Below are 17,322 nucleotides of genomic sequence, written 5' to 3'. Positions count from 1 at the left end.
TAAAAGTCTTGTTAAATTAAAGACTTGAGCGCTCAGGGAGGACTCTATGTCAAAAGAATCGCGCTCTGGCGCACAGCTTGAAAATGGCGCCAGCTACGATGTGGTCGTTCTTGGGGCGGGGGCGGCAGGCCTGTCTGCCGCCGTGTTTGCGGCTCTTGAAGGCGTGCGCGTTTTGCTGGTGGAACGCACAGAATTCCTTGGAGGCACCTCGGCTTTGTCGGCGGCAACCACATGGGTGCCAAACACCCGGTTTCGTGATGAGTTGGGGGCGAAAGACAGCGAAGAGTCTGTTCTGGCGTTTCTGGATCGTGCCGTTGGGAACCGCGCGCCGCGTGCCCTGCGCGAGGCCTTTGTCAAACGCGGCCCCGGCGCGATCCATCGCCTTGAAGATGAGACAAACGTCCGGTTCCGGGGTCGTCCTTTCCATCCCGACTACTTGTTTGAACTCGAAGGCTCGACCGCCTTTGGTCGCGCGCTTGAGCCTGTGCCCTTTGACGGCGCGTTGCTGGGCGATGACCTAAAGCTTGTGCGTCCACCGATCCCGGAATTCACTATTTTGGGCGGGATGCAGATTGACCGTGATGACATCGCGCATTTGCTCAAGATGAAGAAAAGCCCACGCTCGCTGGCCTATTCGATCCGGATCGTCGCGCGCTATTATTTGCGAAAATGGGCGCATGGCCGCGACACACGCCTGTTGATGGGGAATGCGTTGATCGGGCGGTTTCTTTATGAGGCACGCAAGCGCGGGGTTGAGATTGTCACACAGACCAAAACCACGGGATTGACGCCGCTCGAAGAGGGGGCGTATCGGCTGACTTTGGAGCAAAGCGGGCAGTCTTTCGACGTCACAGCAACCAAAGGCGTGGTGCTTGCCTCCGGCGGTTTTGCGCGCCACCCTGTCAAACGTCAAACCATGATGCCCGCACCGACGCCGCGTGTGTCGCCAGCGGCTCCCGGCCATACGGGCGAGTTGCACGACATTGTCCTAGGGCTTGGGGCGCATTATTCCGACAGTTCGGCGCAGCCATGTTACTGGGCGCCGGTGTCGATCCGTAAACGCGCGGACGGGACAGAGGCTGCGTTTCCGCATTTCGTGTTGGACCGCTCCAAGCCGGGGATCATTTCGGTCGGGCGCGACGGCAAACGCTTCGTCAACGAAAGCCGCAGCTATCATGAATTTGTCTCCGCCATGTATGCGGCCGACAAGGACGGCTCGCATATTCCGACGTTCCTCATTGCCGACGCGGCAGCGGCGCGCAAATACGGCATGGGCATGATCCATCCGGGGACCAAGAATTTTGGACCGTACATCGCCGAAGGCTATCTGACTGAGGGACGCGATCTGGGCGATCTTGCCGCGCAACTTGGCATTGATGGCGCAAACCTGAGCGCCACCGTGGCGCGGTTTAATGAGATGGCAAAGCAGGGCGTGGATCAGGATTTTCACCGGGGTGAAACCGTCTATGAGCGCGCCAATGGTGATGCCACCCATGACGGGCCAAACCCCACCCTGCGCCCGCTTGGCAAGGGTCCCTATTATGCGGTCAAACTGTATCCGGGCGATATTGGCGCGGCTCAGGGTCTTGTTACCGATGAAAACGCCCGTTTGCTGACGGAAAATGGCACCGTAATCGAGGGGCTTTATGCGGCAGGCGCTGATATGAATTCGATCATGGGAGGGGTCTATCCCGGCCCCGGTATCACCATCGGTCCGGGCATTGTTTTCGGCTCGATCGCGGCGACCCATGCGGCACAGCGCAAGACCGCCCGCGCAGATCGGATAGCCTCATGAGCCGCTGGCAAGACAAGCCAGTTTTGGTGACCGGCGGGACCGGATTCCTTGGGGCTTTTGTCGCGCGCGAGCTTGTCGCGCAGGGGCTGCGTCCGCGGGTGTTTGATCGAAAGCTCAACGCCGAGACGCTTGATTTTGTGCGGGGCGGCCTGTCGCAGAGCTGTGAGGGTGTTGCGGGTGATGTGACGCAGCACGAGGATGTGGCAAGGGCGATGGACGGCTGCGGCGCGGTTGTCCATCTGGCCGGACTGATGACCGTCGATTGCAAGGTTGATCCGCTCCGCGCTGCTCTGGTGAATCTCATCGGCAGTCAAACGGTGATGGATTTGGCGATCAAGAATGGCGCGGAGCGGTTGGCCTACGCGTCCAGCTCGGCGGTCTACGGATCAGGGGAGGGCATCTTGCCAAATCCTGAGACCCTTTACGGCGTGCACAAACTGGCGATTGAGGGCATGGCGCGGTGTGCGTGGCTGGATCACGGCCTGCCAAGCGTCGGATTTCGCCCCTATATCGTCTATGGTCCCGGTGAAAGCAGGGGCATTGCAGCCGGGCCTTCGATTGCATTGCGCGCTGCCGCTCTTGGACAATCTGCCACAATTCAGTTTTCCGGTCCTGTGGGATTTGTCCATGTCTCAGACGTTGCTCGGGCCTTTGTGGCTGGGCTTTTTGACGCGTGGGAGGGGGCACAGGTCTATGATCTTCATGGGGTTTCGGCCACGGTTGATGGCTTTATCTCAGCACTCAAGCGGGCGGTGCCGGATGCTGCGGTTTCGGGCACGGGGCCACGGCTCAAAACGCCGGTATTGCTCCAAGGTGGGGGGCATTCGGATTGGTTTGATGCGCTGCGGGTGACCTCTTTGGAGGAAGGGATTGCCGAGACTTTGAGCCATTGGCGCAAGGCTTCTGAAATATAGGCTGCGTGTCAGTGAGAAGGCGATGGCCCCGGCTTTGGGGTCTAGCGAATTGTCCAAGTTATATGGAGCGCCGTCCATTCTTAAATCGGCGAAGGATTGCAATTTTGAGAGCCAGGTGACGTAGCGTGATGCGCGTCAGGGAGGATGATGGGATGGACGTGACGCTTACGGGGGAGACCGTGTTGTTTCCGATCGCCGGGGATCCGATTGGCCAGGTGAAATCGCCGGGCCTGTTGACGGACATCCTTGTGGCGCGCGGGATTAATGGGCTTGTTATCCCGACGCATGTGACGGCGGCGGCGTATCCGGCCTTTGTGGCGGTGATGAAAACGACACGAAATGTGCGCGGCTTGATCGCGACTGTGCCCCATAAACAAGCCACGCTCGCGCTGTGCGATTTTCCCACCGAGCGCGCTGAATTCGCGGGTTCCGTCAATGTGATGCACAAACGTGAGGACGGCACTTGGGAAGGCGATAACACCGATGGTCAGGGCTATCTGAACGGCGTTGCGGCCTGTGGCTATGAGGTTGCGGGCAAACGCGCGCTTTTGGTTGGTGTCGGCGGCGCGGGCGCTGCGATTGCTTATGAAATTCTCGCACGCGGTGCCGCTTATCTTGCGATTCACGATGCGGACGAGGCGCGCCGAGACGCCGCGATTGCACGACTCGACGCGCGGTTCCCCGGACAGGTGGGGGCCGGATCGGCAGACCCGACAGGCTATGATTTCATCGGAAATGCCACGCCCGTGGGGATGCGGGATGGAGATCCGCTGCCGATTGAGGCCGACAAATATCAAAGCCATCAATTTGTGGCCGATTGTATCACCAAACCAGAAATCACGCCGCAGCTTGCGATCGCGCAGGCCAAAGGATGCGTCACCATGCCCGGGCTCGGGATGTTCAATGCGCAAGCGGATCTTTTGGTGAACGCTATGACAGGAATGAAAGCGGGAAAACAAAACACATAGCCCCGTTTCAACGACCAGCATCAATCAGGGAGGATACTATGCTGAAAACACTTCTGACAGGGACCGCGCTTGCCGCAGGTCTGGGATGGGCCGCGCAGGCGGACACATTGAAAATTGCCAATATTGCCGAACTATCAGGTGCCGGGGCCGCCGCCGGGTCGGTTTGGGCTGATGGTGTGCATCTGGCCATTGATGAGATCAACGAAAACGGCGGCATTCTTGGGATGCAGGTCGATATGTCGGAATACGACAGCCAAACCGACCCGTTGCAAAGCCGGGCTTTGGTGCAAAAGGCCATTGATGAGGGCGCTTTTGCGCTTTTGGGGACGGTGTATTCCTCGTCGACCGTGGTGAACATGTTGGTCGCGCAACAAAACGGCATCCCACAATTCACCGGCTCCGAGGCTCCCTCGATCACGCAGAAAGGCAACCCTTATATTTTCCGTACCACCTTTGGCGCGCAAAAGGGGATGCCGAAAATTGGTGCTTATCTCAAAGACGGCCTTGAGGTGAGCAAAGTGGCGATCGCTTGGGCCAATACGGAATACGGTAAGGGCGGCCATGATGCCTTTGTCGATGTGGCCAAAGAGATGGGGCTTGAGGTTGTGTCTGATGTGCCCTCCGAGCAAGGACAGGCCGATTTTTCTGCCGATATTCTGAAGATCAAAAATACCGGCGCCGAAGCCGTGTTTATTTATCTGACCGAAGAGGAAAGCGCGCGGTTTTTGATTGAGGCCAAGAAGCAAGGCCTCACCATTCCGATGATCGGCGACACGGTGTTGGCATCGCAAAAAGTCATTGATCTGTCCGGGGGAGCGGCTGAGGGTGCCTTGGGTCATGTCGCACTTTCGGCTGATGCCCCCGTGCCGCTGTTGCAGGCAATGAGCGCGAAGTTCACCGAGCGGTTTGGCTATCGCCCCGATCACAACGCGATCAAAGGCTACATCGGTGCCTATGCCATCAAATACGGTACAGAGATCGTTGGCGAGGCGGACAGCCAAAAATTGACGGATGCACTGCATGGCACGTGTTTGGATGCAGCCACCTATCCCGGCGTTTTGATGGACATTTGCTGGGATGAAACCGGCGAAGTGTCTCGCGAAAGTTTCATGGTTGAAGTCAAAAACGGCGCACAAGAAATCACAACCATTTTGCCGCCGAACTGAGACAGGGCACCAGCTCTGCACCTGTGACGCGCAGGTGCAGAGTGATCTGGCAAGGGTGCGCAATGACACCAGCCGGATGCACCGTTCTGATGGATCATCAGAGGACTAAAATGGGAGGAATGGATATGAAACGCAGGGTTATTGCGGGTGTGAGCCTGAGCGTCATGATGATGGCGATGTCTGCGCATGCTGAAACGGTGAAAATCGCCAATATTGCGGAACTGTCGGGGCCGGGGGCTGCCGCAGGGTCGGTGTGGTCCGATGGCGTGGATCTTGCGATTGACGAGATCAATGCAAATGGTGGAATCCTCAGTATGCAGGTCGATATGTCAAAATACGACACACAAACCGACCCACAGGTGAGCCGCGCCTTGGTGCAAAAGGCCATTGATGAGGGCGCTTTTGCGCTTTTGGGGACGGTGTATTCCTCGTCGACCGTGGTGAACATGTTGGTCGCGCAACAAAACGGCATCCCACAAGTCACCGCCTCCGAGGCCCCGTCGATCACGCAAAAGGGCAACCCTTATATTTTTCGAACCAATTGGGGTGCGCAAAAGGGGATGCCCAAAATTGCGGCCTATCTCAAGGATCAGCTGGGGGTGAGCACAGTGGCCGTTGCTTGGGCCAATACGGAATTTGGCAAAGGTGGCCATGACAGTTTCGTTGAAAACGTTAAGGCGGTCGGTTTGGACGTTGTGGCGGATGTGCCCTCAGAACAAGGTCAAGCGGATTTTTCCGCCGATGTTTTGAAAATCAAAAACTCCGGCGCTGAGGCGGTTTTTATTTACCTCACCCAAGAGGAAGCGGCGCGGTTTTTGATGGAAGCGGTCAAACAGGGCCTCGACATCCCGCGCATTGGTGACAGTGTTTTGACCTCTGAGAAGGTCATTGATCTTGCGGGTCCGGCGGCCAACGGCGCCAAAAGCCACGCCGCCCTCACCATCGCCGCCGATGATCCTTTGGTGCACGAATTTGCCACAAAGTTCTCTGAACGGTTTGGCTATAGCCCCGATTACAACGGGATGAAGGGTTACATCGGCGCGTATACAATCAAATACGGCACGGAAATGGTCGGCGAAGTGAACAGTCAAAAACTTGCCGATGTCATGCACGGGCTGTGTCTTGATGCCAAGACCTACCCCGGCGTTTTGATCGACATGTGCTGGGATGATGCCGGTGAGGTGTCGCGCAAAAGCTACATGGTGGAAGTTCAGGATGGCCGCGAAACGGTCTCCGAAGTTCTCCCCGCAAACTGAGTTTCGCAACGCATGCGGGGCCGCTCCGCGACCTCTGTTCCATCGGAGCAGAGGGTCTTTTAACACTCAATTGGGAAGGAATGGCGATGGCCGAACTTCTGCAAATTCTCATATCGGGCCTGTCGTCTGGTGCGATCTATGCCTTGGCCGCCGTGGGGTTCACCCTGTTGTGGCAGGCCTCGCAAACCATCAACTTCGCGCAGGGCGAATTCGTCATGTTGCCTGCCTTCTTCGTGTTGGCGGGGATGACCTTGTTTGGATTGCCGCTTTGGGCGGCAATCCTGACTGCCTTTGTGATGTCAATTGTGATCCTTGGCGCGATGTTCAAAAAGCTGGTGGTTGAGCCGATGCTGCCGCATGGTTCAATGCCTTTGGTGATCGCCACCATCGCCTTGGGGCTTTTGATGAAAGAAAGCGTCAAGGAATTCTATTCCGCCCAAGGTCAGCCCTTTCCGCCGCTGTTTCCGCAGCATGTGATGAATGTCTTCGGTGCGTCGGTGTCGGTTCAGGATCTCTGTAACCTTGCCGTGGCCTTTGCGGCGATCATCTCCCTGCAATTGTTCTTGCAACGCACCCGCACGGGCCGCGCCATGCAAGCCACCGCGCAAGATCCGCGCGTGGCCGAAATTCTTGGCGTCGATGTCAAACGAATGGTGATGTACACGTTTTTGATCAACGGCGCGTTGGCGGCCATCGCGTCCATTCTGATTTCACCAGTCTATCTGGCCAAATTTTCCAACGGCGAAACGCTTGGCATGATTGCCTTTATCGCGGCCATCGTTGGCGGGTTTAACCAAATCAGGGGCGCGCTTGTCGGCGGGCTTTTGATCGGCGTGCTCGACAATCTCGCCGCCGTTTATATCTCCGCCGAATATCGCTCGGCGATCCCGCTTATCCTACTCATCGTCATCATCATGGTGCGCCCACAAGGCATCATGGGCACGTCCGAAGGGAGGACCGTATGACCGCTTTTCGCATTCTTTTCCTTATTGCTTTTGGTGTGGCTCTCCTGCTCGCACCGATGGGGCAGGGCAACTACATCATCTACATCCTGTGCTCTTGGTTGATCTTTTCGATCTCCGCTATGGGGCTGAACCTGACACTTGGCTACGCGGGCCAAATCAGTTTGGCGCAGGCCGCGTTCATGGGGATCGGGGCCTATGTCACCGCCCTTTTGACCATGGCAGGCGTGCATTGGCTCGTTGCGGTGTTTTGCTCGATCTCGGCCACGTTCTTGATCGGTCTGGTTTTGGGCTATCCGGCGCTTCGGGTACAACACCATTTTCTTGCCTTCGTGACACTTGCATTCAATGCGCTCGTCTTTCTTGTCTTGCGCAATGAGGATTGGCTTACGGGTGGCTCGCTTGGCCTCGTCGGCATCCCGCGTCCGGTGTTTGGTCCGTTCGATACGATGAAGCAACTGCCGTTCTATTACTTCACGGTTGTGTGTTTCTTGGTGACGGCGGGAGCGATGGCATGGATGTTGCATTCGCCTTGGGGCCGCGCGTTCAAAGCGCTGCGCGAAAATCCGATCCGGGCCAATTCCTTGGGTCTCAACACCACCCGTATGACGCTTTTGGCCTTTGCGATTGGCTCCTCTATGGCCGGTCTGGCTGGCGCACTGCAAGCGCCCTTGGTGCAGTTCATCGAACCCGGCTCGTTCACGTTGATCCTGTCGCTCAAAATCTTGCTCATGGTGATTGTCGGCGGCTCTGGCTACTTCTTTGGTCCTATCCTCGGCGCGGCTCTTGTCGTGCTGCTGCCGGAAATGCTGCGCTTTACCGATGGCTATTACCTCATCATCTACGCGCTTTTGGTGCTCGTGGTCATGATCTTCTCACCGCAGGGGCTTTTGGGCCTTGGGCGTAAACTCCTGATCGCGATGAAACCTCGTAAAGAGCGCGGCGATCTCAAACAGGGAGCACAGTTGTGATGCAAACTGAAACCGTTCTATCGGTCAAAGACATGACCAAGCATTTCGGACCGATCAAAGCCGTCAATGGCGTTTCATTCGAGGTGAAAAAAGGTGAAATTCTGGGTCTTATTGGCCCGAATGGTTCCGGTAAATCGACGCTGTTCAACTGTATTCTCGGACAGCTTGCCCCCAGTGCCGGCACGGTGCAGATCAATGGTAAATCTGTCGCAGGGGCACAGGCGCATGACCTCAACCGGCTTGGCGTTGGGCGCACGTTCCAACAGCTTTCGGTGTTTCCGCAAATGTCGGTGATCGAGAACATCATCATGGCGGGGCAGGAACACCACGGCACGATGCTGACGCGACTGTTTGGCAAATCGGACGCGGGGCTGACGGGGGCTGCTGAGGATATGATCGAATTCTTCCGTCTCGGGCATTTGCGCGACGAGATGGCGGGGTCTTTGTCCTATGGCCAACAAAAGCTGCTGGACGCGGCCATGGCGTTTATGGCGGGGCCGGGGCTGGTGTTGCTTGATGAGCCCGCGGGCGGGGTCAATCTGACCATGCTGCAATATCTCAAAGAGCGTTTGATCACATACAACCACGAACATGGCACCACCTTTGTGGTCATCGAGCACAACATGGAATTCGTGATGTCGCTGTGCACGCGGATCATCGTGTTGGCCGAAGGCGAAATCATTGCTGAAGGCGCGCCCGAAGACATTCGCTCAAACCAAAACGTCATCGACGCATATCTGGGAGGCTGACATGTCGGCAATGTTGGAACTGAAAAACCTCTACGGGGGCTATGGCAAAATCACCATTCTCAATGGCACCACGTTTTCTATCCCGCGTGGCACGATCACCACGGTGATTGGTCCGAACGGTGCGGGAAAGTCGACGGTGTTCAAAGCCATTTTCGGGATGCTGGATATTCAATCGGGCTCTATCATGTTTGATGGTGAGGATGTGACACGCTCGACTCCGAAACAGATGATCGGTCATGGGGTCACCTATGTTCCCCAAGGCCGCAATGTCATCCCGCAGCTTTCTGTGTGGCATAATCTGGAAATGGGCGGGATCACCTCCTCCGATCAACCGAGCGTGAAACGCCGGATGGAACTGGTCATGGATCAATTCCCGATGCTGCGCAAATTCAAAGACCGTAAGGCGATTGAATTGTCGGGCGGACAGCAAAAGCAGCTCGAAATCGCGCGCTCCCTGCTTCTAGACCCGAAACTTGTGTTGATTGATGAGCCGTCGATCGGTCTGTCGCCCAATCTGGTGCAGGAGGTGTTTGAAACCCTCAAAACCCTGCGCGACGAAGGCGTGACGATCCTGATGGTCGAACAAAACGCCAAAGCCGCACTTGCGATGTCGGATGATGGGATCGTGTTGGAACTGGGGCAAATGCGGATGCATGAGCGGGCCGATGTTTTGCTCAACAATCCCAGAGTGGGCCAGCTTTTCCTCGGCGGTCACATGGAGGAGGTGGCGTAATCGCCACCCCCAACTTTTGACGCTATTGCGTATATCCCGGGCGGGGGACACTCCCCATCAAGGTTTGGCTCAACCCCCCGTCCACCACAATCTCCTGGCCATTGATATAGGATGCCCGCGCCGATGCGAGGAAGACGGCCGCATTGGCCATGTCTTGTGCAGTGCCAATGCGGCCTGTCGGCACACGGCGCTCGCGTGCGGCTTTGACCTCAAGATTGGCATAGAACGGCTCGGACATCGGGGTCAGAACCAGACCGGGAGAGACCACGTTCGAGCGCACGCCTTTTGGGCCCCATTCATAGGCCAGCGCCCGCGACAGCATCGCTACACCGGCCTTACCGGGCGAATAGGCGCCCGAAAAGGGCTGGGGCTGACTGGCAGAAATCGAAGCGACATGAACCAAGGCGCCCACGCCCTTGGCGATCATCTGTTTGCCAAAACTCTGAGCCGTGATGAAACACCCGTCCAAGTTGACCTTGAGCATGGCTTGCCAATCCTCAATCGCCAGATCCTCAAGCGGGCCGGGCCGCAGGATACCGGCGTTGTTCACCAACACATCCGCACCACCGAGTTTGGCGATGTGATCTGCCGCTGCCTCAACAGAGCGCAGATCGGACACGTCACAGCCAAAGCCATATCCGCCAACCGCATGGGCTGCCGCTTCGGCATCCTCTGTGCGGTAATCGAGGGCCACCACCGTGGCCCCCAAGGCTTTGAACGCGTCCAACATGGCGCGGCCAATCCCGCCCGAGCCGCCAGTGACGACAACGATTTTTCCTGTAAAATCAATCCAGCTCATTCAGGCCACTCCCGCCAGATGACGGCCCGTGATGTAACCAAAGGTCAGCGCCGGGCCGAGCGTGATCCCCGCACCGGGGTAGTTACCGCCCATGATCGAGGCACGGTCATTGCCCACCGCATAAAGCCCGTCAATCGGCGTGCCTTGGGTGTCGAGCACTTGGCCTTCGACCGTGGTGGCCAGCCCGTCAAACGTGCCCAAATCGCCCATGACGAGTTTGAGCGCATAAAATGGCCCCTCGGTGATGGGCGCGACACAGGGGTTTGGGCGTACGTCGGGGTCGGCAAGATAGCGGTTGAAACTGGTCGCTCCGCGGCCAAATTCGGGGTCCTCGCCGCGCACAGCATCTTTGTTATAGGCGGCCACCGTTGCCACAAGCCCCTTGGCGTCTATCCCTGCGTTTCGTGCCAAGTCCTCAAGCGTCTTGCCCGAGACAAGATAGCCATTCTTCAGATAGGGCGTGAGTGGCACCGGGGCAGGTTTGGCAAAGCCAAGACCGTATTTGCGGATCGTCGGACGGTCTGCAATCAGCCAACACGCGGTCTCTGTTTCACCTTCGCAGGCTTTGATCATCGCGGCACCGACATCGTGATAGCTGGCACTTTCATTGGTAAAGCGTTTGCCGGATTTCAACACGCCGATGATGCCCGGTTTGTAACGATCAATCAGATGTGGAAAGGGTTTGAACCCGGTTTTTGTTGGCACTTTCGAGACCGGCATCCATGCGGAGGTTTCCGGGAACCGCACCTCAAACTGGCCCCCGACAGTGCGGCCAAGATCAATGCCGTCGCCTGTGTTGTCTTCGGGTACGGGCGAGAGATGTTCGCCGCCGCGTTTGAGATGCGGATAGGCCTCGCGGATTTTTGCAATGTCATGGGCAAAGCCCCCTGCGGCCAAGACCACGCCTTTGCGCGCCCGCACAATCACATCGCCCATCTGACCTTTGACCTTGGCGCCGACAACCGCCCCGTGTTCGGTCAAAAGGTCCCGTGCGGGGCTGTCGGTGTAGATCGGAATGTTCAGATCAAAACAGCTTTTCGCCAAACGCGCGGCCAAGGCATTGCCCGAGGTTACATGCGTGCCGCGACCATAGCGGACCACTTCGGCGGCATGCGCGGCAAGGCGTTTGGCGACATAGGCGAAAGAGCGCACACTTTTGGTCGCGTTAAAGAAATGTTTGATGTCGGCATTCGAGGAATTGAACATCATCCCCATGAAGGTGATCGTCGACAACGGCGGGCGCAGGCGTTTGAGGTTGTCCCCCAAGGCGCTGGTGTCATAGGGTGTTGCTGTCAGCGAACGACCCACGTCGGCCCCACCCGGCGCATCCGGGTGATAGTCGGGATAAAGCGAGGGGCTGAATTTGACCTCGGTTTCGCGTTCAAAAAACGCAAGCATTTCGGCACCGGTGTCGAGATAGGCATTCACCGCGCTTTCATCATAAAAATTTCCGGTCTCGTGTTTCATGTATTCGCGCGCCTGTGCGATGTCGTCCGGCGGGCAATTGGGATTGCCGGGTATCCAAACAACGCCACCGGAAAAGGCGGTTGTCCCACCAAAGACTGGGGCTTTTTCGATAATGATGACATCAAGCCCCTGTTTGGCGGCGGTGATGGCGGTGGCCATCCCACCGGCCCCCGACCCGATGACAAGTACATCGCATTCCGTGCCATCCCTGAGACGCGTTTGCATGATTTCTCCTCCTTTTGTGCGGCGCGGATCAGCCGCCTCCCATGGTTGAGATATGGCAAATGCCCTGTGTCGCGCGAATGGACGGACGCCGATATTCATTGCACTATTCACAGGTGCTCCCGGGGGAGGAACTGGGAGCAAAGAGGAGGATACGCCCCATGCTGATCTCAGCAGAGCAACCGATTCCGCGCTACTATCTCTACGGAGATACCCTTGCGGAGGTGGAGCTTGACTTCATTCACGTTGAACCGATCCGCGATCGGTCCGGCGCCAATGATTGGACAATTCGCGCCCATGCGCATCCAGATCACGTCCAGCTTTTGTTCGTGGAACGCGGCGGTGGCGAGATCCAGATCGAAGCCCGGACCTATGCAATCCCCGTGCCTGCGATGGTGGTCATCCCAGTGGCAATGGTGCATGAAATCCGGTTTTTGCCGGGCACGGATGGCTTTGTGATCACCGCCGCGTGCAGCTACGCCAAGGCAACGACCCAAGGCGATGCCCGCTTTGCCGATGCTTTGGAACATCCCGCAGCCTATGCTTTGGCGGAGGGTGACCCAAATTGTGGCACCTTGCGCGAGAGTTTCGACTGGATGCGCCGCGAATATGCGTGGAATGCGCCGGGGCGGCGCTTGGCGATCAAGGCCCAGTTCGAGCGTATCCTCGTGGCGCTGATGCGGTTGCGGCTTGAGGTCGGGGCCGAGGAAACCCAGCGCGTGGACCGTGATTATGATCTCCTGTGCAGATATCGCGAAATCTTAGAGACCCATTTCAAATCCGAGAAAGGGCTTGAATTTTATGCCTCTCAACTGGGTGTTTCCATCCAACGGCTCAATCTGGCCTGCAAAGCGCGGGTGGGCAAAACCGCCTCACAGCTTTTGCATGAGCGGGTGGTGATCGAGGCTAAGCGGTGTTTGATCTACATGACGATGACCGTGGCTGAGGTGGGATATGATCTTGGCTTCGAAGATCCGGCCTATTTTTCGCGTTTCTTTTCGCAACGTGTTGGCGTCCCGCCCGGCGCTTATCGTGAGACCTATCAATCAGAGCGGAAAAAGGCATGAATCGTCCAAGGCAAACCGCGCTCTTTGCATTTTGCGCTGTCGTTTTCTGTGGAATTGTCCAGGCGCAATATGGAGGGTGATATGATTTACGAGCTGCGGGTCTATGACCTCAAACCCGGCACCGGGCCAGAGTATTTGGCGTTGCTGATGCGGAGCGGGGTGAAGGCGCTGACCTCACATTTGCCGATGGCGGGATATTGGCTGACCGACACTGGCGCGCTCAACCGGCTTTACCATTTGTGGATTTACGAGAGTCTTGAAGAACGCGCCGCAGCGCGGGTCGGGTTTGCGGCGAATCGTGACTGGACTGAGGGGTTCGTGCCATATGGCTTTCCGCTCATCGTCACGCAGCGCAATATGATGATGACGCGATTGCAAGGCAGCGCTGCCTTGGACGCGGCAGAGGCGGGACGCAAAACCCAGCACCCGAATGACACGACGGGCCCGCTGTTTGCGCCCGGACTTCAAAGCCTGACTTTTGGCAATGAGGTGCAAAGCGATCAGCCCTTGGTCGCCCGCTGGCGGGTCATTTCCGGTGAAACACCAGGCGAGACCGTCACGCTGTGGGGTGGCGATCCGATGGCCACATCACAAGGCGCGACGCGCCACGAAATCCTGCGCCCGATTGCGGTTTCCCCCCTGCGCTAAAGATCATCTGCGGCGCCATAGGCCATCCAACCGGCATCGACCGAAAGCACGGTGCCGGTGATGGCAGAGGCGGCATCGGAGGCGAGAAAGGCAATCGCTTCGCCAATTTCAGACGGGTCGATCATCCGGCCCAAAGGGGTGCGCTTGAGGATTTTGTCTTCCGCCAAAAGTCCATCCCGGATCAGCCCGCGCACGAGCTCGGTTGCGACATAGCCTGGGGCCACCGCGTTGACACGAATACTTTGACGACCCCATTCGGCGGCCATGGATTTTGTCATCGCCACAAGCCCCGCCTTTGCCGCGCCATAGGCATTGCGCCGGGGTAAGCCAGTGAGGGCTGCGATGGAGGCGAGGTTGACAATGGCCCCGCCGCACCCTTTGTCGATCATGCCCCGTGCCACTTCGCGGCTCATCAAAAAGCTGCCCGCAAGATGGATGTCGAGCAAGCGCCGGACATGGGCGAGGGTTTGGTCGACCGTGGCTGTGTTGACGTCGCCGAGACCTGCGTTGTTGACCAAAATGTCGATTTGGCCGATCTGACTCAAGGCCAAGATCACCGCCTGCTCGTCGGTTACATCGACCCCAAGGCCAATATGATCCGGTCCCAATTCTGCGGCGCGGTGCTGGGCCAGATCGCCGTTTAGATCAAGCAGTGCGACACGGGCACCCCGCGCGGCGAAAAGTGTGGCGCTGGCCCAACCGATACCGGCTGCGCCCCCGGTGATCACAACCGTCTTGCCTGTGAAATTCATCTGCGATGCCTCTCCTATATGACCGGGACATGTTGATGGGATTTGACGGGGGTCGCGATGCACGGGGCATGAAAAATCTTGGATATTTACGAAGGGTTTAAGGCTCTTAGGGAAATGTCCATTGCGGTCCCGTCGGGGAATTGAAATCCTGCCGTAAACGCGCGACTGGGAGGACGATCATGCGGATTATGTTGACAGGTGGAAGCGAAGGTATTGGTGGCGCGACATTGCGCCAAATGGCACGGGAGGCGCAGGCTGCGGGCACGTCTGCAAAGATTGTGACAACGGCATCGGGGCGCAATCCCGCCCCCGCAGCACTGATTGCCGATCTTGAAAATTACGGGGCCGAGGTTTTGTTTTTGACCGGAGATTTGGGTGATGCCGCTGTCGCGCGCGATATTGCGGCAAAGGCGCTTGGGTTTTTGGGCGGGCTGGATGTGTTCGTCTCAAACGCCGGGGCCGGAAAGCCCGCGCCTTTGGCCGAGCAATCGCTTGAGGAATGGGACCGTATGTTCAACCTCAATGTGCGTTCAACCTTCGTTCTGGCACAGGCGTTTTATCCCGCGCTCAAGGCGTCCAAGGGCACGATTGTCGTCGTCGCGTCGATGTCGGGGATGCAAGCGCATTTGGGGCAGGCGGCCTATGCCCCTGCCAAGGCAGCGGTGATTTCACTGGTGGAAAATCTGGCGATGGAATGGGCGTCCGATGGCATTCGGGTCAATGCGGTGGCCCCGGGGATGATCCGCACGCCTCTGACGGCGGCAATCTATGCCAAGGAAGGGTTGGAGCAAGCCCGCGCGCAAAGAGTGCCTTTGGGCCGGGTTGGGCGGCCTGAAGACATCGCCGCCATCGTCGCCTTTTTGGCCGGGGACGGTGCCGCCTATGTCACGGGCCAGACCCTTTTGGCCGATGGCGGCGTGTCGGCGACAGGGCTGAACAACCTGCCGAGCTGATCGGTCAGCGCAACGGCATACCTTTGGGGCGCAGGCGCCGTTTTTGGGCGGCAATACGGAACGGCGCGTTCGGCGCGCCAAATCCCATGTAGCTTCCACGTTGAAGGATTTCAAAGAACAACCCACCGGCGAAACTGCCGGAATAGAGCTGAAAGAACTCGCCTTTCTCATCGCGATCATAGAGCACATGCGCGGCTTTCATTTTTTCAAGAAGGCCCGGCGGGAAATCGAACCGCGCGGCGAGATCGTCATAATAGTTGGGAGAAATCGGCAGGGGCGCAAAGCCGCGCTCTGCCAATCTCGCGGCGGTGTCAAAAATATCAGCCGTTGCCAGCGCGATGTGTTGCACCGAAGCGCCAAAGGTATCGGCCAGAAACCGCCCCGCCAAAGTGCGATGCGTGTCCGCGCCGTTGAGGGTGATCCGAAATGCCCCATCGCGGGTTTCGATCACCTGTGATCGCACCAACCCGTCCGGGTCGATGACATCGACCATCGGACTTTTATTGACGTCGAAAATGGCGGTGTAGAACAGGGTCCAACTCAGCATATCTTCATAGCTCATCGTCTGGGCTATATGGTCGATATTCATCAGACCGACCCCAGTCAAATCGGGCGCCTCTTCGGCCCTAAATTCCACCTTCCAGACCCGATCCAACCCCGTCTCTTTGTCGATGAAATGCATCACAGAGCCGCCAAGGCCCTTGATCGCCGGAATGTCCAATTCACCAATGTCGAGATCTTGGGAAAAACTCTGTGCTCCCGTGGCTGTGGCGCGGTTAATCACGTCCTGTGCGGCGTTGACCAAGATGCCAAGATCACAAACGGTGGTGCCCCGCGCGTTATAGGCATGGGCAGCATGGCCGTCGGTTTCCTCGTTGACGACAAGGCGGATGTCTCCCTGTTGCCACAGTGTGACGGCTTTGTTGCGATGGGTGGCGGCGTGGGCAAACCCGAGCGTTTTGAGCAGCTCACCCAGGGTTTCGGCCTCTTTGCCACGGGAGGCGAATTCGATGAAGGACACGCCTTCGGGCTTCACGCGTTGGGGCAGTGTGGGCAGATTGAGTTTGAGGCCGGGTTCGGCGCGATGCACATCATCCATCAAGGCGATGAGCGAGCGATACCCATCATTGGCAACTTGTTTGGTGTTGGAGCCACGGAAATGATCGTTGAAAATCTCCAGAGAAATCGGCCCCGTATACCCCGCTGCCATGACGGCGCGGGTGAAGCCCGTCACATCAAGATCACCCTCGCCGGGCATATTGCGGAAATGGCGCGACCAATAGAGCAGATCCATGTCGATCATCGGCGCATCGGCCATCTGAACGAAAAAGATTTTGTTGCCGGGGATCGACCGAATGCTGTCGGGCGAAATTTTGCGGGCCAGCGTGTGAAAACTGTCGAGGATGACACCGATGTTTGGATGATCAGCCCGACGCACGATTTCCCATGCGTCGCGATGATCGTTCACATGTTTGCCCCAACACAGCGCCTCATAGCCGACACGCAAACCGCGTTTGGCAGCCCGTTCACCCAGCGCGTGAAAATCGGCTGCGGCGCGGTCAATCCCGCCCAAAGCCTGCGGATGGCACGATGAACAGACCAGCACCAAGTCGGTGCCAAGCTCCTGCATGAGGTCGAATTTGCGTTCGGCCCGGTCAAAGGCCTTGGCGCGTAGCGGTTCGGGTAGGCCCTCGAAATCGCGAAAGGGTTGGAACAGCGAAATCTCCAACCCGTGATCGCGGATCATATTTCCCACATCGCGTGGGCTGCCGTCAAAGGCGATGAAGTCTTGTTCGAAAATCTCGATCCCATCAAAGCCTGCCGCCGCAATGGCGTCGAGTTTTTCGCGGAAATCGCCGGAAACAGAAACGGTCGCAATCGAGGTTTTCATGGCAGGACT

At 57.7% G+C, this 17,322-nt stretch carries 16 protein-coding genes; 12 read left to right on the top strand and 4 right to left on the bottom strand.

Annotation, left to right across the window (positions count from 1 at the left end; genetic code table 11):
* Positions 1-46: 46 nt before the first annotated feature.
* The 9 genes from GLP52_RS17775 to GLP52_RS17735 all read left to right on the top strand — a co-directional run bounded on the left by GLP52_RS17775 (position 47) and on the right by GLP52_RS17735 (position 9,514).
* Entirely contained in the window at positions 47-1,795 is a 1,749-nt protein-coding gene (locus tag GLP52_RS17775; protein WP_237273903.1) for an FAD-dependent oxidoreductase, read from the top strand.
* Positions 1,792-2,709, top strand: a complete 918-nt coding sequence (locus GLP52_RS17770) for an NAD-dependent epimerase/dehydratase family protein (protein ID WP_237273902.1) — start codon at positions 1,792-1,794, stop codon at positions 2,707-2,709. The genes GLP52_RS17775 and GLP52_RS17770 overlap by 4 nt, the downstream gene beginning before the upstream one ends.
* 128 nt (positions 2,710-2,837) lie before the next feature.
* On the top strand, positions 2,838-3,677 hold the full coding sequence (locus GLP52_RS17765; protein WP_237273934.1) for a shikimate dehydrogenase family protein: 840 nt from the start codon (positions 2,838-2,840) through the stop codon (positions 3,675-3,677).
* Between the two features lie 38 nt (positions 3,678-3,715).
* Complete coding sequence (locus tag GLP52_RS17760; protein ID WP_199908050.1) at positions 3,716-4,843, top strand: ABC transporter substrate-binding protein; 1,128 nt, start codon at positions 3,716-3,718, stop codon at positions 4,841-4,843.
* A gap of 125 nt (positions 4,844-4,968) precedes the next feature.
* Positions 4,969-6,099 carry an ABC transporter substrate-binding protein gene (locus tag GLP52_RS17755; protein ID WP_237273901.1) on the top strand — a complete coding sequence of 377 codons (1,131 nt, stop codon included), beginning with the start codon at positions 4,969-4,971 and terminating at the stop codon, positions 6,097-6,099.
* An 86-nt stretch (positions 6,100-6,185) separates the two neighbouring features.
* Positions 6,186-7,064: a branched-chain amino acid ABC transporter permease gene (locus tag GLP52_RS17750; protein ID WP_107717308.1), complete on the top strand. Its 879-nt coding sequence runs from the start codon at positions 6,186-6,188 to the stop codon at positions 7,062-7,064.
* Entirely contained in the window at positions 7,061-8,032 is a 972-nt protein-coding gene (locus tag GLP52_RS17745) for a branched-chain amino acid ABC transporter permease (protein WP_107717306.1), read from the top strand. Before GLP52_RS17750 ends, GLP52_RS17745 begins: the two co-directional genes overlap by 4 nt.
* Positions 8,032-8,781 (top strand): ABC transporter ATP-binding protein, encoded by a 750-nt coding sequence (locus GLP52_RS17740; RefSeq protein ID WP_237273900.1) that lies wholly within the window; start codon positions 8,032-8,034, stop codon positions 8,779-8,781. Before GLP52_RS17745 ends, GLP52_RS17740 begins: the two co-directional genes overlap by 1 nt.
* 1 nt (position 8,782) lies before the next feature.
* The gene (locus GLP52_RS17735) at positions 8,783-9,514 is read left to right on the top strand and encodes an ABC transporter ATP-binding protein (protein WP_237273899.1); all 732 of its coding nucleotides are present in this window, start codon (positions 8,783-8,785) and stop codon (positions 9,512-9,514) included.
* A 22-nt stretch (positions 9,515-9,536) separates the two neighbouring features.
* Here GLP52_RS17735 and GLP52_RS17730 read toward each other — a convergent pair whose 3' ends face one another.
* Both GLP52_RS17730 and GLP52_RS17725 read right to left on the bottom strand, forming a co-directional pair.
* Positions 9,537-10,313, bottom strand: a complete 777-nt coding sequence (locus GLP52_RS17730; protein WP_107717303.1) for an SDR family NAD(P)-dependent oxidoreductase — start codon at positions 10,311-10,313, stop codon at positions 9,537-9,539.
* Positions 10,314-12,005 (bottom strand): FAD-dependent oxidoreductase, encoded by a 1,692-nt coding sequence (locus tag GLP52_RS17725; RefSeq protein WP_237273898.1) that lies wholly within the window; start codon positions 12,003-12,005, stop codon positions 10,314-10,316. It lies immediately after the preceding gene.
* Positions 12,006-12,163: 158 nt separating this feature from the next.
* On the opposite strand from GLP52_RS17725, the gene GLP52_RS17720 reads away from it, so the two are divergent.
* Entirely contained in the window at positions 12,164-13,069 is a 906-nt protein-coding gene (locus GLP52_RS17720; protein ID WP_237273897.1) for a helix-turn-helix domain-containing protein, read from the top strand.
* 81 nt (positions 13,070-13,150) lie between these two features.
* Positions 13,151-13,717 carry an NIPSNAP family protein gene (locus tag GLP52_RS17715; RefSeq protein ID WP_237273896.1) on the top strand — a complete coding sequence of 189 codons (567 nt, stop codon included), beginning with the start codon at positions 13,151-13,153 and terminating at the stop codon, positions 13,715-13,717.
* Here the strand turns inward: GLP52_RS17715 and GLP52_RS17710 are convergent.
* Positions 13,714-14,469 (bottom strand): SDR family NAD(P)-dependent oxidoreductase, encoded by a 756-nt coding sequence (locus GLP52_RS17710; RefSeq protein ID WP_237273895.1) that lies wholly within the window; start codon positions 14,467-14,469, stop codon positions 13,714-13,716. The two genes, GLP52_RS17715 and GLP52_RS17710, sit on opposite strands and share 4 nt — an antisense overlap.
* A gap of 179 nt (positions 14,470-14,648) precedes the next feature.
* Here GLP52_RS17710 and GLP52_RS17705 point away from each other — a divergent pair, with 179 nt between their 5' ends.
* Positions 14,649-15,422, top strand: coding sequence for an SDR family NAD(P)-dependent oxidoreductase (locus GLP52_RS17705; RefSeq protein ID WP_237273894.1), 774 nt, complete (start codon positions 14,649-14,651; stop codon positions 15,420-15,422).
* 4 nt (positions 15,423-15,426) lie between these two features.
* Here GLP52_RS17705 and GLP52_RS17700 read toward each other — a convergent pair whose 3' ends face one another.
* Positions 15,427-17,313: a bifunctional sugar phosphate isomerase/epimerase/4-hydroxyphenylpyruvate dioxygenase family protein gene (locus GLP52_RS17700; RefSeq protein ID WP_237273893.1), complete on the bottom strand. Its 1,887-nt coding sequence runs from the start codon at positions 17,311-17,313 to the stop codon at positions 15,427-15,429.
* Positions 17,314-17,322: the final 9 nt, after the last annotated feature.

Origin of the sequence: Sulfitobacter sp. M22, assembly GCF_021736025.1 — a bacterium.
GTDB lineage: Bacteria > Pseudomonadota > Alphaproteobacteria > Rhodobacterales > Rhodobacteraceae > Sulfitobacter > Sulfitobacter litoralis.
The sequence above is the reverse complement of the archived record's forward strand: the minus strand, read 5'-3'. Positions and strand labels throughout refer to the sequence as shown.